This window comes from Corynebacterium gottingense (assembly GCF_003693265.1).
In the GTDB taxonomy this organism is placed as follows: domain Bacteria; phylum Actinomycetota; class Actinomycetes; order Mycobacteriales; family Mycobacteriaceae; genus Corynebacterium; species Corynebacterium gottingense.
In genome coordinates, this window is the sequence record NZ_RDRE01000011.1 from 37756 (window position 1) to 58826 (window position 21071).

20 protein-coding genes and 1 pseudogene are annotated in these 21071 nt (G+C 67.0%); 11 read left to right on the forward strand and 10 right to left on the reverse strand.

Annotated elements, in window-relative coordinates:
• Nucleotides 1-3 precede the first annotated feature (3 nt).
• Genes EAW56_RS07945 through EAW56_RS07955 form a run of 3 tightly spaced genes read left to right on the forward strand, consistent with a single transcriptional unit; the run spans nucleotide 4 to nucleotide 3449 of the window.
• Nucleotides 4-873 (forward strand): cutinase family protein, encoded by an 870-nt coding sequence (locus EAW56_RS07945; RefSeq protein ID WP_095275271.1) that lies wholly within the window; start codon nucleotides 4-6, stop codon nucleotides 871-873.
• An 18-nt stretch (nucleotides 874-891) separates the two neighbouring features.
• A complete protein-coding gene (locus tag EAW56_RS07950; protein WP_122086024.1) occupies nucleotides 892-2742 on the forward strand; it encodes a M13 family metallopeptidase in 1851 nt (616 codons plus the stop codon).
• Nucleotides 2706-3449, forward strand: a complete 744-nt coding sequence (locus tag EAW56_RS07955; protein WP_122086026.1) for an alpha/beta hydrolase — start codon at nucleotides 2706-2708, stop codon at nucleotides 3447-3449. The genes EAW56_RS07950 and EAW56_RS07955 overlap by 37 nt, the downstream gene beginning before the upstream one ends.
• On the opposite strand, the gene EAW56_RS07960 is transcribed toward EAW56_RS07955, so the two are convergent.
• Genes EAW56_RS07960 through EAW56_RS07975 form a run of 4 tightly spaced genes read right to left on the reverse strand, consistent with a single transcriptional unit; the run spans nucleotide 3418 to nucleotide 5480 of the window.
• Nucleotides 3418-4143: a VOC family protein gene (locus tag EAW56_RS07960; RefSeq protein ID WP_122086028.1), complete on the reverse strand. Its 726-nt coding sequence runs from the start codon at nucleotides 4141-4143 to the stop codon at nucleotides 3418-3420. The two genes, EAW56_RS07955 and EAW56_RS07960, sit on opposite strands and share 32 nt — an antisense overlap.
• Nucleotides 4144-4167: 24 nt before the next feature.
• On the reverse strand, nucleotides 4168-4452 hold the full coding sequence (locus EAW56_RS07965) for an RNA-binding S4 domain-containing protein (protein WP_095535870.1): 285 nt from the start codon (nucleotides 4450-4452) through the stop codon (nucleotides 4168-4170).
• 1 nt (nucleotide 4453) lies between these two features.
• Nucleotides 4454-4747, reverse strand: coding sequence for a heavy metal-binding domain-containing protein (locus EAW56_RS07970; RefSeq protein ID WP_095275276.1), 294 nt, complete (start codon nucleotides 4745-4747; stop codon nucleotides 4454-4456).
• 19 nt (nucleotides 4748-4766) lie between these two features.
• Nucleotides 4767-5480: an SDR family oxidoreductase gene (locus EAW56_RS07975; protein ID WP_122086029.1), complete on the reverse strand. Its 714-nt coding sequence runs from the start codon at nucleotides 5478-5480 to the stop codon at nucleotides 4767-4769.
• Between the two features lie 78 nt (nucleotides 5481-5558).
• Here EAW56_RS07975 and EAW56_RS07980 point away from each other — a divergent pair, with 78 nt between their 5' ends.
• The 3 genes from EAW56_RS07980 to EAW56_RS07990 all read left to right on the forward strand — a co-directional run bounded on the left by EAW56_RS07980 (nucleotide 5559) and on the right by EAW56_RS07990 (nucleotide 8691).
• Complete coding sequence (locus tag EAW56_RS07980) at nucleotides 5559-5861, forward strand: LbetaH domain-containing protein (RefSeq protein WP_122086031.1); 303 nt, start codon at nucleotides 5559-5561, stop codon at nucleotides 5859-5861.
• A 117-nt stretch (nucleotides 5862-5978) separates the two neighbouring features.
• Complete coding sequence (locus EAW56_RS07985) at nucleotides 5979-7325, forward strand: HNH endonuclease signature motif containing protein (RefSeq protein ID WP_122086032.1); 1347 nt, start codon at nucleotides 5979-5981, stop codon at nucleotides 7323-7325.
• A gap of 85 nt (nucleotides 7326-7410) precedes the next feature.
• Nucleotides 7411-8691 (forward strand): esterase-like activity of phytase family protein, encoded by a 1281-nt coding sequence (locus EAW56_RS07990; protein WP_122086034.1) that lies wholly within the window; start codon nucleotides 7411-7413, stop codon nucleotides 8689-8691.
• A gap of 6 nt (nucleotides 8692-8697) precedes the next feature.
• Here EAW56_RS07990 and thpR read toward each other — a convergent pair whose 3' ends face one another.
• On the reverse strand, nucleotides 8698-9240 hold the full coding sequence (gene thpR, locus EAW56_RS07995) for an RNA 2',3'-cyclic phosphodiesterase (RefSeq protein WP_095275281.1): 543 nt from the start codon (nucleotides 9238-9240) through the stop codon (nucleotides 8698-8700).
• A gap of 25 nt (nucleotides 9241-9265) precedes the next feature.
• On the opposite strand from thpR, the gene EAW56_RS08000 reads away from it, so the two are divergent.
• Nucleotides 9266-11437 carry an ATP-dependent RNA helicase gene (locus EAW56_RS08000; protein WP_122086035.1) on the forward strand — a complete coding sequence of 724 codons (2172 nt, stop codon included), beginning with the start codon at nucleotides 9266-9268 and terminating at the stop codon, nucleotides 11435-11437.
• A 34-nt stretch (nucleotides 11438-11471) separates the two neighbouring features.
• Nucleotides 11472-12935, forward strand: coding sequence for a basic amino acid/polyamine antiporter (locus EAW56_RS08005; protein WP_095546902.1), 1464 nt, complete (start codon nucleotides 11472-11474; stop codon nucleotides 12933-12935).
• On the opposite strand, the gene EAW56_RS08010 is transcribed toward EAW56_RS08005, so the two are convergent.
• Together EAW56_RS08010 and EAW56_RS08015 are read right to left on the reverse strand one after the other, a co-directional pair.
• Complete coding sequence (locus EAW56_RS08010) at nucleotides 12928-13530, reverse strand: TetR/AcrR family transcriptional regulator (RefSeq protein ID WP_122086037.1); 603 nt, start codon at nucleotides 13528-13530, stop codon at nucleotides 12928-12930. The genes EAW56_RS08005 and EAW56_RS08010 overlap by 8 nt on opposite strands.
• A 22-nt stretch (nucleotides 13531-13552) precedes the next feature.
• Nucleotides 13553-14228, reverse strand: a pseudogene (locus EAW56_RS08015) (TSUP family transporter).
• Between the two features lie 26 nt (nucleotides 14229-14254).
• On the opposite strand from EAW56_RS08015, the gene EAW56_RS08020 reads away from it, so the two are divergent.
• Nucleotides 14255-15268, forward strand: a complete 1014-nt coding sequence (locus EAW56_RS08020; protein ID WP_095535860.1) for an AbrB family transcriptional regulator — start codon at nucleotides 14255-14257, stop codon at nucleotides 15266-15268.
• On the opposite strand, the gene EAW56_RS08025 is transcribed toward EAW56_RS08020, so the two are convergent.
• A complete protein-coding gene (locus EAW56_RS08025) occupies nucleotides 15265-16968 on the reverse strand; it encodes a DUF885 domain-containing protein (protein WP_244213389.1) in 1704 nt (567 codons plus the stop codon). The genes EAW56_RS08020 and EAW56_RS08025 overlap by 4 nt on opposite strands.
• Nucleotides 16969-17137: 169 nt before the next feature.
• Here EAW56_RS08025 and EAW56_RS08030 point away from each other — a divergent pair, with 169 nt between their 5' ends.
• A complete protein-coding gene (locus EAW56_RS08030; protein ID WP_095535858.1) occupies nucleotides 17138-18208 on the forward strand; it encodes an ROK family transcriptional regulator in 1071 nt (356 codons plus the stop codon).
• Here the strand turns inward: EAW56_RS08030 and EAW56_RS08035 are convergent.
• Complete coding sequence (locus tag EAW56_RS08035) at nucleotides 18164-18694, reverse strand: gamma carbonic anhydrase family protein (protein ID WP_122086040.1); 531 nt, start codon at nucleotides 18692-18694, stop codon at nucleotides 18164-18166. The genes EAW56_RS08030 and EAW56_RS08035 overlap by 45 nt on opposite strands.
• Nucleotides 18695-18858: 164 nt before the next feature.
• Here EAW56_RS08035 and EAW56_RS08040 point away from each other — a divergent pair, with 164 nt between their 5' ends.
• Nucleotides 18859-20145 carry a dicarboxylate/amino acid:cation symporter gene (locus EAW56_RS08040; protein WP_095548073.1) on the forward strand — a complete coding sequence of 429 codons (1287 nt, stop codon included), beginning with the start codon at nucleotides 18859-18861 and terminating at the stop codon, nucleotides 20143-20145.
• A 3-nt stretch (nucleotides 20146-20148) separates the two neighbouring features.
• Here EAW56_RS08040 and EAW56_RS08045 read toward each other — a convergent pair whose 3' ends face one another.
• Nucleotides 20149-21060: a CAP domain-containing protein gene (locus EAW56_RS08045; protein ID WP_122086041.1), complete on the reverse strand. Its 912-nt coding sequence runs from the start codon at nucleotides 21058-21060 to the stop codon at nucleotides 20149-20151.
• Nucleotides 21061-21071: the final 11 nt, after the last annotated feature.

Consider the following 21071-nt stretch of genomic DNA (forward strand, 5'->3'; position numbering starts at 1 on the left):
CGAATGCGCCGTTCCCGTCTCGCTGCCGCAGTTGCCGCTGCCCTCATCGCCCTGGCGCCGACCGCCGCCGCGGCCGATGAGCAGGCGGTCCCCGCGCCCATCCAGCCGTCCGACAACGCTGGCCAGCTGGTGGAGCAGCAGGGCTGCACCGACCAGTACCTCATTGCCATCCCGGGCGGTGCCAACACCGCCCCCGGCATCCCCAACGCGGTGCCGCACGGCGGCAACGTGTTCCTCACCGGCATCTTCACCCAGCTGGGGACGGGCGGGAGCGTCCAGCCGCTGTGGGTGTCCTACAGCGCCACCCCGTTTGCGGCGAACAACTACTACGCATCCTCCGCGGACGGGTACAACGAGACGGTGCGCACCGTGAAGCGCCTCTCCGCCTCCTGCCCGGGCGCCACCTTCAGCTTCACCGGCTACTCGCTCGGCGCGGACATTGCGTCGCGCCTCCTGCGAGACATCGCCCACGGCAACGGCCCAATTACCCCGGACCGGGTCGACTCCGCCGCCTTGTTTGCCAACCCGTACCAGGGCGGCAACGGCGCGGTCCTCTCCCGCATCACGGCCCCCGAGTCCCGCGGCGCGCTCGGCGAGCTCAAGGGCGGCTACGGCGAGCTCGGCGAGCGGGTCCTGGAGATCTGCAACCCGCGCGACATCGTCTGCTCCACTGACGCCCAGTACCGCCCGCTTGTCGAGCCCGCACTGGCCACCGACCTGCGCGCCGGCAAACTTCCGCTGAAAAAGTTCAACGTCCTGCTGAGCAACCTGGGCATCGGCGCGCTGGGCGTGTTCACCGGCATGGGCGCCCACGGCCAGTACACGCTGGCGGACCAGCAGGAAGCGTCGAACTGGATCATCTCGCACGCCTAAACCCGTTACAGTGGGGGCATGCATGACCTATTTGAGCTAGTCAACGGGGACTGGGTGCGCGAGCACGAGATCCCCGCCGACCGCGGCATCGACGGATCCTTCTACGCGCTGCGCGACAAGTCGGAGGAGGACGTCCACGAGCTGCTGCAGGAGGGCGCGGGCCGCGGGGGCGACCTGTACACCTCCTTCATGGACACCGACGCCATCAACGCCGCTGGCACGGCCACGCTCCAGGAGGACCTGGACGCGCTGTCCGTGACCACCGTCGAGGAGTTCGTCGCGGCGCTCGGCGCCCTCGAGCGCAGCGGCGTCGGCGGCCCGCTGACCTACTGGGTAGCGAAGGACTCGCAGGGCGAGGACTCCGTGCCGTACCTCATCCAGTCCGGCCTGGGACTGCCCGATGAGGCCTACTACCGCTCCGAGGAACACGCCGAAACGCTCGCCGCATACAAGGAGCACGTGGCACGCATGCTCGGCGTGCTGGACCCGAAGTACCTGCTCGGCCTGACGCCGGAGCTGGCGGCCGAGCGCATCCTCAACCTGGAGACGCAGCTGGCGGGCAGCCACTGGGACGTGGTGCGCTCCCGCGACGCCATGGCCACCTACAACCCGACCACGCTCGACGCACTGCCCGCCCACGTGCAGGCGCTGCTGCGCGCCTCCGGGCTTCCCGACGACACCGTGATCAACATGATGCCGTCCTACACCGAGGACCTCGAGGGCATGCTCCGCCCGGAGACGCTCGCCGATTGGCAGCTGTGGGCCGTCTGGAACATCCTGCGCACCCGCGCTGGCCTCCTCACCGAGGAGATCGGCGCCGCGAACTTCGAGTTCTACGGCACCACGCTCTCCGGCGCGACCGAGCAACGGGACCGCTGGAAGCGCGCCGTCGGGCTAGCCGAGTCCCTCGTGGGCGAGGAGATTGGGCAACGCTACGTGGAGAAGCACTTCCCGCCCTCCAGCAAGGAGCACATGCTCAAGCTGGTGGACTACCTGGTCGCCGCGTACCGCGAGCGGATCTCGGCGCTGGACTGGATGACGGAAGGCACCCGCGAGCGCGCGCTGGAGAAGCTGGACCAGTTCACCGCCAAGATCGGCTACCCCGACAACTGGCGCAGCTTCGACGGGCTCGAGTTCTCCACCAGCGGCGCCGACCTGGTGGCCAACGTGCGCCGCGGCTCCGCCTTCGAGCACGACTACCAGCTGGACAAGATTGGCAAGCCGGCGGACCGCAACGAGTGGGTCACCACCCCGCAGACCGTCAACGCCTTCTACAACCCGGTGGTCAATGACATCACCTTCCCGGCCGCGATCCTGCAGCCGCCCTTCTTCGACCCGGACGCCAGCGCGGCCGAGAACTTCGGCGCGATCGGCGCGGTAATCGGCCACGAGATCGGCCACGGCTTTGATGACCAGGGCTCGCGTTACGACGGCGCGGGCAATCTCAACTCCTGGTGGACCGACGAGGACCGCGAGGCCTTCGAGGCCCTGACCGCCAAGCTGGTCGAGCAGTTCAACGGCCTCGTACCGTCCGTGCTCGAGGGGACCGAGACGCAGGGCGTCAACGGCGAGTTCACCCTCGGCGAGAATATTGGTGACCTCGGCGGGCTCGGCATCGCCGTCGTGGCGTACCGCAACTACGAGCAGAACCCCGACTTCGAGGCGCTGTTCAAGGCGTGGGCGCGCGTGTGGCGCTCCAAGACCCGCCCGGAGATGGCCGCGCAGCTGCTGGCCATCGACCCGCACGCCCCGAACGAGTTCCGCTGCAACGTGATCGCCGCAAATATCGACGAGCTTTACCAGGCCTTCGACGTCGAGGAGGGCTCCGCCATGTGGATCGCCCCCGAGGACAGGGTGAAGATTTGGTAGACGAGTACCCGGAGAACGTCCAGGGCGACCCGGACTTCAACGTCGGCGGCGTGGACCGCCCGCTGCCGGACGCGCTGCAGTTGGAGCAGCTCGTCTCCTACATCGAGGCGACGTACGACCCGGACTCGCCCCAGTACCTGGCGCTGCTGCCGGACAGGATCACGCACGCGGCCATGCTCATGCTGGGGTCCGCGGTGGACCATACGATGCCGGGCGTTGCGTATACGGGCGAGGTGGCGTCGAGAAGCTGCCCGCTCGGCGAGCTGTACGGCGACGACGCCGCGACCTGGGTGATCGCGCTGTGGGACGGGCCGGACAGTGCGATGGAGCACTGGTTCCGGCCGGAGGCGGCGGCGGTGGCGCAGCTGTCGGGCGCCACCGTGCTGGTGTCGGACCGGCCCGACGACGCGGTGGCATTCGCCCGCGAGCAGGGCGCGGAAACGGTCGCGGTGTGGGCGTTTTCCACGGGCAGCGAGCGGCTGCCGCGCGACGTCGATGCCCTAGCCCTCACTTTTCCCACAAAAGTTGCGGACCTGGGCGTGCCCACATTTATCCAGGTAGGGACGAAGGACGAGCTCGGGGCAAAGATTTCCGACGCCCACGAGTACCACTCGACGCACTACATCCAGACCCCGGCTGAGGCCCGGCGTCGCGTCCGGGACCTCGCGGAGTTCTTTAGAAATCTAGGACCGAGTCGGCCTCGCTGAAGTCCTCCGGGGCGGGCTCGGGGGCCTCGACGAGGAAGGAGGCGGCGCCGGCGGAGTCGCGCATGGCCAGCATCGGCCCGAAGGGGCTATCGCCAGGACCGGCGAGCACCTCCCCGCCCAGCATGCCGATCTCCTGGCGCGCCTGCGAAATGTTCGCCACGCCGAAGAAGCTCTGCCAGCCCGCGTGCTGCTCCTGCACGCGCATGCCCAAAAACGGCGCGCCCTCCGCGAGCGCCAGGTAGTAGCCGTCCGACTCCTTGATCTCCCAGTCAAACAGGTCGCCGTAGAAGTCGATCGCCGCGAGATCCGGGGCGCTGTACTCGTACCAGACCGGCACGCCCGGCTCGCCGGCAGCGACGAACTGCTCCTCACCGGCCGGGTCGATCAGACCGAACAGGCCGCCCGCCGGGTCCTGGCACACCTGCATCCGGCCCAGGGAGACCTCGGAGGACGCCACAACTTTTCCGCCAAACTTTTCCACCGGGGCACCGCCCAGGAAATAGGTCACCCACGCCGGCTTCTCGCCCGGCACGATGCCCGCGACCGGGAGCCCCTCCTTCTTGGCCACCAGGTAGTCCTCGCCGGAGGTCTCCCAGCCGAGGAGTTTGGAGTAAAAGTAGGTGGATTTCTGCACGTCAGGCGTGAGCAGGTCCTGCCAGTACGGCATACCGGGTTCCGCGCTGAAAGCGGGCATGCAAGGCTCCTTTGCAGGTTCGGGTTAGGGGAGGTTGCGCCACTTCTCCGGGTCGAAGTCGTCGTTGGCGGTGCGTTCGTCGAAGTAGTCGTCTTCCTCCCCGCCGCAGACGACGGTGGCGGTGGTGGAGTCGAGGGAGACCACGTCGGCGTCGTAAAGCAAATGGCTTCTCGACGTCACCACCTCCCCGTTGACGGCGACGTCGCCCGCAGCGATAGCCTCCTTGGCGTGGCCGCCGGACTCGACGAGGTTGGCCAGCTTGAGGAACTGGCCGAGGCGGATCGAGTCACCGGAGATGGAAACGTCCATATTAGGCAAGCTTCACCGCGGTGCCGGTCGCGGAGACGAGCATGGCGCCGCCGTCCGGGCCGAGCGGCTCGTAGTCGATGGCCACGGAGATGACGCCGTCGGCGCCGAGCTCCTCGCCGCGCTTCCACAGCTCGTTGAGCGCGGCGTCGCGGGCCTGCGCGATCTCCACGGGGCGGTTGTAGCCGGCGCTCATGCTGCGGTAGAGGTTGATGCCAATGACGGTCTCGCCGCCAATCACGCGCATGTATTCACTGATGGTGCGACCTTCAACGGTCGGAGTCGTAGTCAAGATCATGCGCTCATTCTAGCCGAGGTCAGCGCTCGGCCTGATCCACCGGCATGATGTTGAGACTGTCGATGTTCACGTGCGGCGGCAAGCTGGCCACCCAGCGGATCGCCTCCGCGACGTCCTCGGCGGAAAGATTGAGTTTGCCCTCGTACACCGCGTCGGCCTTCTCCTGGTCACCGGCGAATCGGTTGAGCGAAAAGTCCGTCTTCACCCGGCCGGGGTCGATCTCGGTCACGCGGATGCGCTGGTCAGCCTCCTCGCGCCGGAACGCGCGAGTGGCGCCGCGCAGGCCGTACTTCGCCGCGTTATAGCCGGCGCCGCCCTTGTAGGCGTCCGTGCCCGCGACCGACCCGATATTGATCACCAGCCCCTGCGACTCCTTGAGCTGCGGATACAGCGCGCGGGTGACGCGCATCGTGCCCATCACGTTGGTGGCAAACATCCATTCCCAGTCCGCATCGCTCGCGTCCCTGAGATAGTCCAGCTGCTTCGCGCCGCCCGCGTTGTTGACTACCAGGTCAACGCGTTCCAGCTGGGCCGCAAGCCTATCGACGCTCCCCTGATCCGTCACATCCAACTCCGCCGCCACCCCGCCGATCTCCTCGGCGACCACTCGGCACCGGTCCAGCCGACGCGCCGCGACGACCACGCGCCACCCGTCCTTCGCCAGCGCGCGGGCCGCCGCCGCACCAATACCCGCGGAACCGCCAGTAACTACTGCAACTCGCTGCTTTCCCATGTGATCAGCCTAACAAGACCGATTGCGCCCACTGAAAATCATCCAGGCCGCGATCCACGTGGCAAGAAGGATCATGCGATGGCCGACCACGGGCCAGGTTGGGCGCTGGTCCGCGACTTTAATGCTCCGAGCAATACCGACCCAAAGCGCGCCCGCGAACTTTTGGCCGAATTGTTCCCTAACGGCGAAATCCCCAGCGTGTGGGCCGCGATCCACCTGGAGTACGGCACGAACACGCACTTCGGACCGGACTGCTACATGAACTTCAACTGCACCATCCTGGACATCGGGGCGCGCACCCTGTTCGGTCCCGGCTGCCAGCCCATCACCGTGGACTCCCTCGTGGCGGGCGTGCCCGCAACCGTCAAACGCAACATCTAAATTTCGTACATTCGAACACTATATTGCCTGGTAGCCAGAGTCGACGCACTATAACCCTTGCGCGTCGTATGTGCGTTCGGTAGCATGATGGAAACTTCACTTCGATGGGGGGACACCATGACCACCGCAACCGCATCGCCACCGACCTACTTCCGCACCCAACGACCAGACGACCCACTCAGTTCCGCCGCCCAGGCCACCCGCGAGGCCCACTTCGCCGTCTTCGCCCCGTACATCGACGGCGACATCGAGGACTTCGACCTGCGCGTCACCCAGATCCAGCAGGCCACCGGGTGGTCCAAGGGCTTCGTCGAACACGGCATCTTCGCCTACGCCACACTGCGGCACCTCCCCCAGCTCCAGGAGATCCACTGCCGCACGAAGCTGCTCGACATGTCGCACCTCACCGCCATCGAGCGGGTGCTCGCCGAGCTCGGGGAGGAGGTCGACCCTGAGGCTTTCGCGCTTATCGACGACACCTTGGCCGCCCTCTTCACGCCCTCCAAAACCGATCAGCACATGCCCCGGAGACACACCGTCACCAGACGCATCCGCGAGCTCATCCGCCAGATCGACCCGGAGCGCGCCTACGACCCGAAGCGCCGCCGAGAGCGAGCCGCTGCGGGGCCATCAGTCACGTTCGCAGACTTCGTCTTGGGCGGGGTGTCGCAGTCCGTGGTCCAGCTCAACACGGACGAGGTGACCGCGGCCCAGTGCAAGAAGAGCATTCTCCGTGTGGCGCGCGAGCAGAAGCTGACGTTGGCCGAGACGGTGGTGCGGCTGTTGACGGGGGAGGTGGTGGCGTCGGTAAGCCCGGTGCTCCACGTCTACGCGCCGAAGGGGCGCGCGGCGGGCGACCCGGTGCAGCTGCCCGGGAGCGGGTGGACGGGGCCGGAGGCGACGGCGGCGCTGGACGAGTGGATCGCACGGGCCGGTGCGCGCGAGGTGGACCTGGACGAGATTTCGCGGAAAAGTACCGAGAGCTACACGCCGACCGCGGAGATGCGCAGCTACGTCGTGGCGCGCGACGGCACATGTATTTTCCCGGGGTGCCACCGGTCGGCGGCGGACTGTCAACTGGACCACCGCATCCCCTTCGACCGGGGTGGCACGACGACGCCGGACAACCTCTTCGCGCTCTGCCAGCACCATCACAACCTGAAAACCGATAAGCGGGCCACGTACCTGGTCGACCGGGCGACCGGTGAGGTGGTCTGGCTGTTCGCCGACGGGACGTACGAGTTCGCCGAGTCCGAGGGGCTCCTCAACCAGGAAGCCGTGCCGACGCACCCGCGATGGAGGTCCAGCCTGGACAGCGTGCGAAGGAATCGGGCGCGCGCCGCCGAGTTCGCCGCGAAGGGCCACGCGATCCTGGACGAGCTCGACCGCGACCACGACGAGGAGAAGGCCAACGCGCGGATCGCGGCGCTCGAGCGGGAGTACGGAATGATTTTCCCGAGCTAGTCCTTTTCACCGAGCGCGAAGTGGATACGCGCCCTAAACTTCGCTGGGCACGACCCACCATGCAACGAAAACGAGGTAGCACCACATGCAACTCCCCGCACCCCTCAACCAGATGGTCAAGGACGCCACGCTCGAACAGGTCATCGCCGCCATCGCCGGCGTGTTCGTGGCCGGCGGACTCGTCGGCGGCGCGATCAGCGCGATCGCCACCCAGAACACCGAGACCACCGAGACCACCACCGGCCCGACCCTGGAAGCCCGCGCGAAGCTCGACGCCCTCTACCAGGCGCCGGGTCCGGACTCCGGTAAGGACGCGTTCGACGGCAACGGCCAGACCCACCCATTCAAGGGCCAGGTCATCCCCGGCTTCTCCGGCATGATCGAGATCGGCGACGGTTCTTTCTACGCCCTGCCTGATAACGGCTTCGGCGCCAAGGACAACTCCTCCGACTTCCTGCTGCGCATCTACCACGTCAGGCCAAATTGGGAGACCGCGGAAACCGCCAAGGACCCGCAGGGCGTCGGCGGCGTCGAGGTGCTCGACTTCGCCGGGATGAAGGACCCGAACCACAAGATCCCGTGGGAGATCGTCAACAACGACACGGAGGACCGCCTCCTCACCGGCGCGGATTTCGACCCCGAATCCTTCGTCCAGGCCGAGGACGGCACCTTCTGGGTCGGCGAAGAGTTCGGCCCGTACATCCTGCACCTTGACAAGGACGGCACGCTTCTCGACGCCCCGTTCCCCTACCCCGGCGTCACCAGCCCGTCCAACCCGGCCTTGAAGGACGGGGAAACCCCCAACCTGCGTAACTCCAAGGGTTTCGAGCCCATGGCCACCGACGGGCGCTACCTCTACCCCATCTTCGAGGGCTATCTTGACGACGCCACCGACAAGCACGTCCGCGTCGTCTCCCAGTTCGACACCGAGGAAGGCAAGTACACCGGCAAGACCTGGAACTACGTCGCCGAGACCGAGGACGCGAACCTAGGCGACGCCTTCCTCACCGAGGACGGCCGCCTCCTCGTCCTCGAGCGCGACGACAACCTGGGCTCCGACGCGGCACTGAAGAAGGTCTTCGAGGTCAAGGGCTTCAAGGATGCGGAGCCGGGCAGCACCTTGGAGAAGGACTTGATGGTGGACCTGCTCAACATTGCAAACCCGGGCAAGATCGGCATGGTGTCCGACGCCCGCGCGTACGGCGTCGGCGACCCCTTCTCCTTCCCGCTGGTCAGCGTGGAAACCATCGTCCAGCTCAAGGACGGCCGCTACCTCACCGCCCTGGACAACAACTTCCCGGGCAACGACGGCCGCTACCGCGGCAAGCCGGACGACACCGAGATGCTCATCTTCTCCATCAAGTAGCGCCCGCTACCGCAGGTAGAACCGGTCCACGACCTCGTACTTCGGGCCGCCGCTTCGACCTTGCCCGCGGTGCGACTCCATGAGGAGCACCTCGTCGACGGTGAAGTCGGGGCCGGAGTAGATGGAGAGGGCGTGGGCGTGGTCGTCGAGAAGCAGCATGTCCCGCGTCCTCGTCCCCCTGCGGGCGACTGACAGGTGGGCGCGCTGGCGCCGCCACTGCTCCGGGTCGAGCTGGCAGTCCGCCATGAGGTCCTTGAGCGGCGCCTTGTCCCCGCCGACGCCGATCCACAGCGTGCGGCGGTCGAAGCAGCCGGCGCCGCGCAGGTGCAGGCGCAGCGGGCGGGTAAACGCCGTCGCCTGCGAGAGGTGGTCGCTCACCGCGGCGGCGTCGTTCGGCTGGCTGCCGTAGAACGCGCACGTGATGTGCCAGTTGTCCGGGTCCGTCCAGCGCACCTCCGTGCCGGAGAACTCCCGGATCGGGCGCAGGGCAGTGATGAGGTGCTCCGTGACCTCGGCCGGTGGGACGATCGCTGCGAAGAGACGTCTCATGCCCCTCACGCTACCCTGGAAACTCATGTTTGACCTTGCGAAAATCGGAAAGGGTCTGCCAGTAGCGGATTCCCTGGACCAGCTGCCCGATTCCGGCCCGCTCGTCGTACAGGCCCCGCCCGGAACGGGTAAGACGACGCTGCTGCCGCCGGCGATTGCAAACAAGGTCGGCAAAACCATCGTCACCGCGCCGAGGCGAGTCGCGGTGCGTTCGGCGGCGAGAAGGCTGGCGCACCTGGACGGTTCAGCTTTGGGCCAAAAAGTTGGCTACTCCATCCGCGGCGAGCATAAGAACGGCGCGCTCGTCGAGTTCGTCACCCCGGGCGTACTCCTTAACCGCCTGCTCAAGGATCCGGGGCTTGAGGGAGTCAATGCAGTCATCCTCGACGAGGTCCACGAGCGCCAGCTGGACACCGACCTGGTGCTGGCCATGTGCATGGAGGTCGCAGTGCTTCGCGACGATCTCTACCTCGCCGCCATGTCCGCCACCCTCGACGCGGGCACGTTCGCCCAGCACATGGGCGCGCACGTCATGTCCACGGAAGCGGTGACCCACCCGCTGGACATCGAGTACGCGCCGCACCCGGAGCGCGTCCAGGGCACGCGTGACTTCTACCGCCACGTTGCGCAGTTGGCGCAGGCCAGCACAACGCGCACCCTCGTCTTCGTCCCCGGCGCGCGCGAGGTGGACCTGGTGTACGGCGCATGTGCTGATGCGAAGCCCCTGCACGGGCGGCTTTCCTCCGCCGAGCAGGACGAGGCGCTGAACGGAAGCTCCCAAGTCGTCGTCGCGACGAGTATTGCGGAGTCCTCGATCACGGTGCCGGGCGTGCGCCGCGTGGTCGACGCGGGCCTGTCGCGCGTGCCCAAGCGCGACAACCGCGGCATGACGGGGCTGGTCACGGTCTCGGAGGCCGTCACGAGTGCGGAGCAGCGGGCGGGCCGCGCAGGCAGGCTCGGGCCGGGGCACGTCATTCGAGCATTTTCCCGCGATGACTTCCAAAAATTCGCGGCGGACATTTCGCCCGAAATTGCCACCAGCGACCTCACCGGCGCCGCGCTCGCCATCGCGGCGTGGGGCTCGCCCGACCTGCCGTTGCTCGATCAGCCGCCGGAGCAGTCGCTTGCCGACGCCCACGCCACCCTCCGCCAACTCGGAGCCCTCGACGCCGACAACGCCATCACCACTTTTGGCCGAAAACTTGTGGGCCTGCCGCTGGACCCCCGGCTCGGGGCGGCGCTGCTGGAGTACGGGTCGGGGGCGGCGGAGTGCGTCGCCAGGCTCGGCGACATGGACACGAAGCGGCTCGGCCGGCTCGTGCCGAAAACCTCAAAGGTCCCCGACGGCGACGTGATTGCGACTGCGTTCCCGCAGTGGGTGGCAAAGCGGGGCGGCGACGAGTACCTGCTGGCCAGCGGCACCCGCGCAACTTTTGCAGGAAAAGAAGAGTGGATCGCCGCCGCCGAGGTGCAGAGGACGTCCCGCGGCGCCATCATCCGCGAGGCCGCGCCGTATCACCTGCCGGAAGCGCGCGTCGAGGAGACCGTCCGAGCAACCTTGCACAACGGGAAGGTCCGCGGGCGGAAGGTTCGGGCGGTCGGCGCGATCGAGCTGTCGTCGACGCCAGTGAAACTGTCGCCGGAAGAGGCGCAGGGGGCGCTCAAAGGGATCTCCCTGGAGGATCTCCAACTCGACGACGCGGCGCAGAAGCTCAAGCAGCGGCTGGACTTCCTGCACGACGCGCTTGGCAGTCCGTGGCCCGATGTGTCGCGTGGCGACTATTCGGTGGAGGTTGGCGAGCTGGCGGGTGGGGCGTCGATAAGCGAGCTCAATATGCGCAACGCACTCATGCGGCAGCTGCCGTGGCCCGAGGCCGCGAAGCTGGACGAGCTCGCGCCGGAGCGGCTGCCGATCGGCAGGATCGATTACTCGACGGGGCGACCGCTCGTACGGGTGAAGCTGCAGCTGGCGTTCGGGCTGGCGGACTCGCCGGTGATCGCGGGGCGCAAACTTCTCTTCCACCTGCTGTCGCCGGCCGGGCGCGAGCTGGCCGTCACCGACGACCTCCGCAGCTTCTGGGACGGCCCGTACCAGGACGTGCGCAAGGAGATGCGCGGCCGCTACCCCAAGCACCCGTGGCCGGAGGACCCGTGGAGCGCGACGCCGACTGCACGCACAAAAAAGCACCAAAACTAACAGATTTGGGGGCTCGCCGGGTAACTTATTCGCCATGACTACCCGCGCCCACACTGTAACTATGTGGACTTTGGTCTCCCTGATCATCGGCTCCACCATCGGCTCCGGCATCTTTGCCCTGCCGCAAAACATCGGCTCGGTGGCCAGCCCCGGGGCGATGCTGATCGGCTGGGTGATCGCCGGCGTGGGCATGCTCTCTGTCGCGTTTGTGTTCCAGATCCTGGCGCGTCGCAAGCCGCACCTGGACTCCGGCGTGTACTCCTACGTGCGCGCGGGCCTGGGCGACTTCATCGGCTTTACCAGCGGGTTAGGGTACTGGCTGGGCTCCGTGATGGCGCAGGTGGGCTACGCCACCCTGTTCTTCTCCACCATCGGCTACTACGTGCCGGCGTTCAAGAACGACTGGGTGCTGGCCGGCGCGGTGACCGTCCTGACCTGGACGATCTTTGCCATGCTCACGCGCGGGGTGAAGCAGGCCGCGGTGATGAACGTGATCACCACGGTGGCCAAGTTGGTGCCGATTTTGTGCTTCGTGGTCCTCGTCGCCTTCCTCGGCTTTTCCTGGGACAAATTCACGTTGGACTTTTGGGGCGAAAGTTCTTCGATCCCGTTTTCCCAGCAGCTGCAGGGCATCATGCTGTACACGGTGTGGGTGTTCATCGGTATCGAGGGCGCCTCGGTGTACTCCAAGCAGGCGCGCACGCGCACGGACGTCGGCCGCGCCACCATCATCGGCTTCCTCTCCGTCCTCCTGCTGCTGGTCGCGGTGTCGACGCTGTCCTACGGCGTGCTCACCCAGCCGGAGCTGGCGGCGCTGCCGGAAAACTCGATGGGCGCGGTCCTCGAGGCGGTCGTCGGTCCGTGGGGCGGCGTGTTCATCTCCATCGGCCTGTGCCTGTCGGTGCTCGGCGCCTACGTGTCGTGGCAGATGCTGTGCGCGGAGCCGATCGTGCTCATGGCCAACGACGGCCTGCTGCCCAAGGCCCTGGGCAAGACGAACAACGAGGGATCCCCGTTCCGCGCGCAGCTCATCTCCACGGTGGTGATCCAGCTCTTTGTCATCATCTTCTTTTCCAACGAGGCCTCCTACAACGCGATGGTGCAGCTGGCCACCATCATGTACCTGCTGCCCTACATCTTCTCCTCGCTGTACCTGATCCTGCTGGCCTCGCGCGGCAAGGGCCTGAGCCACCCGCACGCGGGCGAGCGTTTCGACGACTCCGGGCCGGCCACCACCCGCGCGGACGACCGCCGCAGCCTCATCATCGGCGTGGTCGGGTTCGTCTACTCGCTGTGGCTCGTCTACGCCGCGGACCCGGTCTACGTGCTGCTGGGCGCGCTCGCGGTCCTGCCGTGCATCGTGCCGTACGTGTGGACGCGCGTGCACAACAAGGAGCGCCTGTTCAATGCGTTCGAGTGGGTTGTCGTCGCCATCGTTGTCGTCGGCGCCGCGTTCGCGGTGCTCAGGCTTATCGACGGCACACTCACCCTCAGCTAACGCCAATCACCGGCCACAACACCTCGGTGATGCGCTCGGCCTGCAGCTTCGCGCTGCCCACGTTAAAAGTGGAGCGCAGAATCACAGCACCGACGACCATTGCGCCGACGACGCCCGGGTCGGCCTCGGGGCGCAGGGTGCCCTTCGTCTGGGCGTCCTCGATGTCCTCGATGAACCTGTCGTAGAACGCCTCTTCGAAGCGCTCGCGCCACGCGACCACGAGCGGGTCGGCAGAGGCGATGAGCGAGCCGAAGACGCGGGTGCCCACATTGTCCTCGATGAAGGAACCGAGCTCCGTGATGTACTCGCGGAACGCCTCCTTGGTCAGCGCGTCATCCTCGGAGTAGTAGTCCACGATGTTGGGGATGGAGATGGCGATGTTGTCCAGCGCGTCGACCAGCATCTCTTTGCGGTCCGCGTAGCGACGGTAGATGGTCGTTTTGGCCACACCGGAATCGGCGACGACCGCGTCGATGGAGGTTGCGCTAAACCCCTCGCGCTGCGCGATGCGGAGCACGGATGCGTAGATCCGCTCCTCGGTGGTGAGCTTCTTGGCGGAACCGTCTCCTTTTGCGTCACGATCAATGTGTGCCATACGTCAATATTCTGGCATATCCCTAGGAGCGTGTCAGCAGTTCCTGCCACCCGAGGCGCAGGCAGAGCACCACAACGAGCACCAAAAGCGCGATACGCACGAGTTTTGAACCGCCGCTCAATACGGTCCTTGCCCCCCAATTGGGCGCCCACCACGTTCGCCGCAGCAAGCACGAGCGCTAACTTCCACTCAACAAAGCCGCCCGCGATGAACACCACGAGTGCCCCGGTGTTCGTCGCGGTGTTGATCACCTTCGCCATCGCGGCGGACTGCAGGAACGACTGGGTGAACACGGCCGTGAACCCCATAATGAGGAACATGCCGGTGCCGGGGCCGCGATGGCCAGCCCGATGAGCGCGCGCCGCCGGGTGATCAGCCGGTTCCCCTCCGCCCCGAACTCGGGCTTCAGCGTGATGAAGACGCCCACGGCCAGCAGCAGGACGATGATTGCGGGGCGGATGACGGAGTCGCTGATCAGGGCGACCGCCAGGGCCCCGCCTGCCGACGCACACCCCGCCGCCACCGCGTACCCCCAGGTCACCCGCGGGACGCCAACCTTGCGCACCAGCGTCGCCGCGGCGGAGGCGGTGCCGGTCACCGCCGCGACCTTGTTGGTGGCCAGCACGCTCGCCGCCGACGACGGCGTCGATCCACCCGGCCGCCGCCGACGCCACCGCGAGCAGGAGAAGTGTGCCCATGGCAGTAAACGCTACTATGAGGTCCTATGCAGCGTTGGATGGTTGTGGCCCCGGCTTCGGTGTTGCTGGGCTGGGTGCTCTCCGCGCTCCATGTGCCCGCAGCCTGGATCCTCGGCGCCATCATCGCCTCCGGCGCCGCGGCGCTGATCACCGGCAGCGACCTGCCGCTGGATGACCGCGTGTTCCGGCTCGCCCGCGGTGCAGTCGGCGTGATGGCGGCGTTGCCGCTGGTGGGCATCCCGCCGAGGGAGCTGCTGCCGTTTCTCCTTCCCGGCGTCGCCGCCGCCGCGTTCGTGATCGTGCTGGCGTTCGTCGGCGGTTTCGTGCTGGCCAACCACGGTGTGTCGCGGGAGACCGGTGTGCTGTCATTGCTGGCGGGTGGGGCGTCGTTAATGCCCGCGATTGCAAAGGACGTCGGGGCCGACGTGCGCTACGTGACCCTCACGCAGTACCTCCGCCTGCTCGTGGTCTCTATGACCCTGCCGCTGGTGGCGGGGCTGCTCAGCGCACCGCAGACGCACGCCCCGGAGGAAACGGACCCGTACTGGTGGATGTGGCTGCTCGTGCCGGCGATCGTGCTGGTGGGCCAGCCGCTGGGCAAGCTGTTGCGCCTGCCCAACTCAAGCGTGTTCGGCCCGATGCTGCTCACCGCGCTCCTCGGTTCGCTCACCCCGTTCCAGATCATCCCGCCGCAGCCGCTCATGGTCGGGGCGTTCCTCTGCCTCGGCTGGATGTGCGGCGGCGGGCTCTCCGTGCCGGCGCTGCGGCAGTTCAGCCGGCTGCTGCCGGCCACGCTCGCCTACATCGTGCTGCTCATGGCGGCGTGCGCGGCGTCCGGCTGGGTGATGTCTAAGTGGCTCGGGCTCTCGCTCTACGAGGGCTACCTGGCCACCACGCCCGGCGCGCTGGAGACTGCGCTCGCGCTGTCCGCGGAGGGCGGCGCGGGGCCGGCCGTGGTGTCGCTGCAGATCATCCGGCTGGTGTGCATCCTCATCGTCGCCGGCTACCTGCCCAACCTGCTGCGGAAGCTTTCGCGCTAGTGGTTGAGCACCTCGTGGGCGAGCATGTCCATGGGCATTGACCCGAGGCCGAGCGCCTTGGTGTGGAACTGGGCGGCAGTCATTCCCTGGGCCAGCGCGCGTTCGCGCAGCGTGCACCAATCGCGGTAGCCGATGGCGTACGACGGCGCCTGCCCCGGCCACCCCATGTAGCGGTCCAGCTCGAACGAGATGCGCGTCTCCGGCATGGCGCAGTTGTCGCGCAGGAACGCCTTCGCGTACTGGGCGTCCCAGGTGCCGCTGCCGTCCGGCGAGAGCTTCTTCAGGTGGACGCCGATGTCCACCATCACGCGGGCCAGGCGCAGGCGCCGCGAGTCCAGCAGCCCCATCAGGTAGCCGGGGTCCTCGAACCAGCCGAAGTTCTCCATGAGGTGCTCGGCGTAGAGCGCCCACCCCTCGCCGTGCGCGGAGTTGAAGCACACGGAGCGCCGCCACAGGTTGAGCTCGTTGCGGTTGAGCAGCGCAGCGCCGTGCTGCAGGTGGTGGCCGGGGATGCCCTCGTGGAACACGGTGGACAGCTCCTGCCAGGTGTGGAAGGTCTCCTGCCCCTCCGGCACGGACCACCACATGGTGCCGGGGCGCAGCATGTCGTCGCTCGGCGGGGTGTAGAAGACGCCACCGGACCCGGCCCGGTCGATCGCGGTGTTCACCCCGGGCATGTCCTCCGGGATGTCGAGCTCGCTGCCGGCGAAGCACTCGACGACCTCCGCGTTCACCTTGTCCAGCCACTCCAGCAGCGCGTCGGTGCCGTGCAGCGTGTACCGGTCATCCTCGTTGAGGCGCCGGTACGCCGCCGGCACGCTCGTCTCCGCGCCGTACAGCTGCCGCGCCAGGGCCTGTTGCTTATCGACGGTCACCCGCAACTCGTCTTCCGCCCACGCGTACGCCTCATCGAGGTCCACTTCGCGGCCCAAGAAGTACTCGGAGAACAGCTCGTAGCGGTCGCGGCCCACCCCGTCCTCGTGGTTTGCCTGCGGCGACAGCTCGGTGGAGAGCCAGTCCGCGAACTTGGCAAACGCCTCCTTGGCTTCCTCTACCACCTTCGACTCCGGCGGCAGGCCCAGGTAGTCCAGGGTTGAGCCGGACTCACCGAGCGTCTCGCACTGGTTGATCACCGCGTCGATCTGGCGGTGCGACGCCACGTGGCCGGTGTTCGCCGCCTCGGAGAGGGATTCGGTGTAGCCGCACAGCGCGTCGGGCACCTTGCTCAGGCGGGCCGCGACGTTGTCAAAGTCCTCCTCCGTCACCTTGGGCATGAGCAGGAAGGAGTCGCGGATCGTCTGGACGGGCGACTCGATGTTGTTCAGCCGACGCAGGAACTCGCCCTGGTGGTGCAGCTCCAGGTGGTAGGCCAGCCGGTCGCGCAGGATCGTGGCGGTCAGGCTGTCCACCTCGTCAAAGTCGTCCTCGTCGTCGGAGGCGTCGGTGGAGTCGTTGAGCGCGTCGACGTCCGCGATGAGGTCGCGGATGCGGTCCGCCATCGCGTCCCAGTACTCGGGGCTGAAGTCCTGGAGGTCGGCGTCGAAGCCTTCGAGCCCGATCTGCGTGCCCAGGGTGGGCGTGAGCTGGGCGTAGTCGTAGACGAAGTCCTCACACGTGGCGTCGAGAAGCGATGGCTCTCGGCCAGGCATCGCACCTGGCGCGTGCTCGGGTGTGGGCTCGGTCGGGAGAACTGACGTCATGATTGGGGATTCTAACCCACCTGCGAATTTTCCTGCGATCGGAAATCTTTTGAACCAAGCTGTCTGTCCTGCTCAGAGCACACGTTTTCATATGGTGAGACCGCATTTTTCGGCCATTTTTAGGGCGGCGACTGGACAAAGCAGTCTGCCAGTGAGTAAATATATTCACATGACTTGCACAACATTGCCGTTCACTCGCCCGACGACCCCCGCGGCGAAGTGTCTCCACCTCATTCGCCTGCAGGACCTCACGTCCCGCAGTGAACTCGTGCAAGCCACCGGGCTCTCCCAGCCGACCGTCACGCGCGCCATCGCCGCGCTCACGGAGGCCGGGCTGGTCAACGAGCGAACCGACCTCACCCGCTCCACCGGGCGCGGTCGGCCGACGATCCCCCTGGAGCTCGCCGAGCCCGACCCCATCTACGGCGGCATCGCCGTGGGCACCGACTTCACCTACGTCGCCGTCTTCGACCTGCGCGGTCGCACCCTGCGCTGCGTCGACCTCGAGCTGCCCGTCGCCAGCATGACGCCCGACGACGTCATCCAGCACCTCATGGCGGCACTCAACCGCCTCACCGCGGGCATGCAGCGGCGCCTCGCCGCCCTCGGCGTGACCACGTCGGGCACCGTGACGGAGGACGGCACCGTCATCGCCGTGAACCTGGGCTGGGACGGCGTGGACCTCGCCGGGCAGTTGCGGGAGCAGTTTTCTGTTCCGGTTGAGGTGACGTCGATTAGCGCTGCGATCATCGGCTCCGAGATGCAGTCGAACCTGGACCTTGGCGACGGGCCGATCATGGCGCTGTTCGCGGACGACTCGATCGGCTGCGCGGTGTCCACCGGCGACGGCGTGCAGCCGATCCGCGTGAAGCGGCACGAGCTGACCACGCGCGGCCTGCTCGAGCGTATTCACAAGCCGGGGCTTGCCACGCTGCTCGACGCCGTCCAGGATTCCAGCCCCGACACCCGCACCGCGCTGGACGAACGCGCCCGCGACCTGGGCAGCCTGGTGGCCAAGCTCAGCACCGAGCACGCGCCGTCCACGGTGGTCATCGCGGGGAGCGCGTTTATCGACGACCCCCACGCCCCCGCTCCTTTCGCCCGCACCGTGCGCGCAGAAATGGAGCAGGCGCCCGAGCTGCGCATGATCCCCACCCACGCTGAGGTGGTGCGCGACATTGCCCGCGCCGCCGCGCTAGACCTCGTGCTCCGCGAGCCCCTCACGGTAGCGGCGAGCTAGCTCCACGTAGCCCGCGGCGTGGCGCACCCGCTGCTCGCGGGTTTCCGCGTCCAGCTGCTTGCGCACCTTCGCCGGCACCCCGGCCGCAATGGAAAATGGCGGGACGACCTGCCCCTCCAGGACCACCGCCCCGCCGCCGACGATGCTGCCCTCGCCCACGCGCGCGCCGGAGAGCACCGTCGCGCTCATCCCGATCAGGCAGGCTGGCTCCACGGTGCAGCCGTGGACCATTGCCATGTGCCCGACCGTGACGTCCTCCCCGAGGACGGTCGTGCTTCCCGTCTCCACATGGATGACCGAGCCGTCCTGGACGTTGGAGCGCGCCCCGATCTCGATGGCGCCGACGTCGCCACGCAGCACCGCGCCCGGCCAGATATTGACGTCCTCGGCGATAGTGACGTCGCCGATGATGGTGGCCCCGGGGGCGATGTAGGCGCTGGGGTGGATGCGCGGGGTCTTCCCCTCGAACGAGTAGATACCGGACATTGGTGCTCCTCACTGTGTTGGGTGTGCCCTCCGAGCGTAGCCAAAACGCCCAGATAGACCGTCCTGTCTGTCTGTTGAGCGAATTAGTTTTTAGGTGACACGCTGCTACTCTGCGTTGAGTAAGTACAGATCTGTATAGATTCTTTCAACGCATTGGAGTGCGCATGTCTCTTCCAAAGTGGGCGACCGGATTTGGCGCCCAAGTGATTTACGGCCTGATTATCGGCCTCATCCTCGGCTTCATCGCCGCAGGTAGCGACGTCGAGTGGCTCTCCGGGCTGCTCGACTGGGTCGGCGGCACCTACGTCCAGCTGCTCAAGCTGCTCATCCCGCCGCTGGTGTTCACCGCTGTGGTGACCTCGATTGCCAACCTTCGCCAGGTCTCCAACGCGGCCCGCCTGGCCGTGCAAACGCTGGTGTGGTTCGCCATCACCGCGTTCTTCTCCGTCATCATCGGCATCGTCGTCGGCGCCGTGCTCAAGCCCGGCGCGAACTCCACCGTGGACGCGGCCGAGGCCGCCGAGCCGTCGACCACCGGCTCCTGGATGGGCTTCCTGGATTCCGTCGTCCCATCGAACTTCCTTGGCCTGACCGCCAAGGTCACCGAGTCGGGCGCGTCGGTGAACTTCAACGTGCTGCAGATCCTCGTGGTCTCCCTGCTCATCGGCGTCGCCGCGGTGAAGGCGGGCAAGTCCGCCGAACCGTTTATTAAGTTTTCCGAGTCGCTGCTCAAGGTGGTTCAGGTCGTGCTGTGGTGGGTCATCCGCCTCGCCCCGATCGGCACTGCGGCCCTGATCGGCAACGCAGTCGCCACCTACGGCTGGGAGGCCCTGAGCAACCTGGGCCAATTCGTCCTGGCCATCTACATCGGCCTCGCCCTGGTCATCTTCGTGCTCTACCCGATCGTGCTGGCCATGAACAAGATCAACGTGGTCGAGTTTTTCCAGCGCGTCTGGCCCGTCACCGCACTGGGCTTTGTCACCCGCTCCTCCATGGGCGTGATGCCGGTGAACCAGCGCACCGTCGAGCAGTCCATGGGCGTGCCCTCTGAGTACGCGTCCTTTGCCATGCCGCTGGGCGCGGCGACCAAGATGGACGGCTGCGCCTCCGTCTACCCCGCCATCGCCGCTCTGTTCGTCGCGCAGTTCTACGGCGTTGACCTAGGCATGATGGACTACCTGCTCATCGTCATCGTTTCCGTGTTGGGTTCCGCGGCCACCGCGGGCACCACCGGCGCGACCGTCATGCTGACGCTCACCCTGTCCACCCTCGGCCTGCCGCTGGCGGGCGTCGGCCTGCTGCTGGCCATCGAGCCGATCATCGACATGGGCCGCACCGCCGTCAACGTCACCGGCCAGGCCGTCGTGGCCGCCGTGGTGTCCACGCGCGAGAAGATCTTGGACAAGGACGTCTGGGACGCGGGCAAGGAGGCCGCGCCCGCAGCGGCGTAGCCCCTACTTCGGCAGCGCGTCCGGCAGGTACTGCTTCACAAAGGAGTAGATGCCGGCCAGGACGCCGATGATGGCGAAGATGATGCCGATGATCTTCTCGGTTTCGGAACCACCGCCGAGCGACACAGTGCCCTGCCCCCTGCTCGGAGTGCTCTTCTTCGGCAACGGAACCGCCTTCGTCGACGGCGTCTCGCCGTTGTTCGCCGGGCGCGCCAGCGCCTCGGTGCGCGCGCCCTCGGGGAACGCGGTCACGCCGGAGGCCTTGCCCGCGGCCTCCCACGCGCTGGCGGTGCCCTCGGCCGTACGCACCGACGCCACGCCGAACCACGTGCGGTCCGGGTTGATCAAGTTGTAGAGGTGGCCGTTGGCGTTGTTGAACTGGCCATTCGAGTCGTACAGGGCGTCCAGCTCGTCGTAGCCCCAACCGTGCATGGCTTTCGCCATGTCTTCTTCACCGGAAAGGTTCTCGCCGAACGGCTGCTCGCCCTGAATCGTCGCGGTCCACAGCGAACCGCACTCATTGCTGCACGTCTCGTTGTACGGGCGATCGTGGTCGATCCCGCCGGCCTCCTCCACCGCGCGCTGCAGGGCGATGAGCGCGTAGCCGTGGTCGATCCTCACGTCGTTGACGTACGCTTCCTTCGTCTTCAGACCGTTCACCTTCGCCGCGTACTGCAGGGTCTCGCCGTTGAACGGCACGTTGCGGTCCCACATGTCGGCGCGCAGCTCGCGCACCTTCTGCAGGGCGATCTCGTTGTCGCGGGTGAGGTCAAACTTTGCCTCAAAAGTGACGACCTGGTCGGCGGGCTGGTTCAGCTCCACGCCGGTGACCGGAGCGGGGTCGGCGGAAGCGGCGGGCGCGACGACGAGGGCGGTCGCGGCGCACGCTGCGATTGCGAGGGAACGAAAACGCATGTCAGGGGCCT

Coding starts and splice junctions, on each gene's coding strand:
- EAW56_RS07945 (WP_095275271.1), top strand. CDS start 4: ATGCGCCGTTCCCGTCTCGCTGCCGCAGTTGCCGCTGCCCTCATCGCC.
- EAW56_RS07950 (WP_122086024.1), top strand. CDS start 892: ATGCATGACCTATTTGAGCTAGTCAACGGGGACTGGGTGCGCGAGCAC.
- EAW56_RS07960 (WP_122086028.1), bottom strand. CDS start 4,143: ATGCCCGCTTTCAGCGCGGAACCCGGTATGCCGTACTGGCAGGACCTG.
- EAW56_RS07965 (WP_095535870.1), bottom strand. CDS start 4,452: ATGGACGTTTCCATCTCCGGTGACTCGATCCGCCTCGGCCAGTTCCTC.
- EAW56_RS07970 (WP_095275276.1), bottom strand. CDS start 4,747: ATGATCTTGACTACGACTCCGACCGTTGAAGGTCGCACCATCAGTGAA.
- EAW56_RS07975 (WP_122086029.1), bottom strand. CDS start 5,480: ATGGGAAAGCAGCGAGTTGCAGTAGTTACTGGCGGTTCCGCGGGTATT.
- EAW56_RS07980 (WP_122086031.1), top strand. CDS start 5,559: ATGGCCGACCACGGGCCAGGTTGGGCGCTGGTCCGCGACTTTAATGCT.
- EAW56_RS07985 (WP_122086032.1), top strand. CDS start 5,979: ATGACCACCGCAACCGCATCGCCACCGACCTACTTCCGCACCCAACGA.
- EAW56_RS07990 (WP_122086034.1), top strand. CDS start 7,411: ATGCAACTCCCCGCACCCCTCAACCAGATGGTCAAGGACGCCACGCTC.
- thpR (WP_095275281.1), bottom strand. CDS start 9,240: ATGAGACGTCTCTTCGCAGCGATCGTCCCACCGGCCGAGGTCACGGAG.
- EAW56_RS08000 (WP_122086035.1), top strand. CDS start 9,266: ATGTTTGACCTTGCGAAAATCGGAAAGGGTCTGCCAGTAGCGGATTCC.
- EAW56_RS08005 (WP_095546902.1), top strand. CDS start 11,472: ATGACTACCCGCGCCCACACTGTAACTATGTGGACTTTGGTCTCCCTG.
- EAW56_RS08010 (WP_122086037.1), bottom strand. CDS start 13,530: ATGGCACACATTGATCGTGACGCAAAAGGAGACGGTTCCGCCAAGAAG.
- EAW56_RS08020 (WP_095535860.1), top strand. CDS start 14,255: ATGCAGCGTTGGATGGTTGTGGCCCCGGCTTCGGTGTTGCTGGGCTGG.
- EAW56_RS08025 (WP_244213389.1), bottom strand. CDS start 16,968: ATGACGTCAGTTCTCCCGACCGAGCCCACACCCGAGCACGCGCCAGGT.
- EAW56_RS08030 (WP_095535858.1), top strand. CDS start 17,138: ATGACTTGCACAACATTGCCGTTCACTCGCCCGACGACCCCCGCGGCG.
- EAW56_RS08035 (WP_122086040.1), bottom strand. CDS start 18,694: ATGTCCGGTATCTACTCGTTCGAGGGGAAGACCCCGCGCATCCACCCC.
- EAW56_RS08040 (WP_095548073.1), top strand. CDS start 18,859: ATGTCTCTTCCAAAGTGGGCGACCGGATTTGGCGCCCAAGTGATTTAC.
- EAW56_RS08045 (WP_122086041.1), bottom strand. CDS start 21,060: ATGCGTTTTCGTTCCCTCGCAATCGCAGCGTGCGCCGCGACCGCCCTC.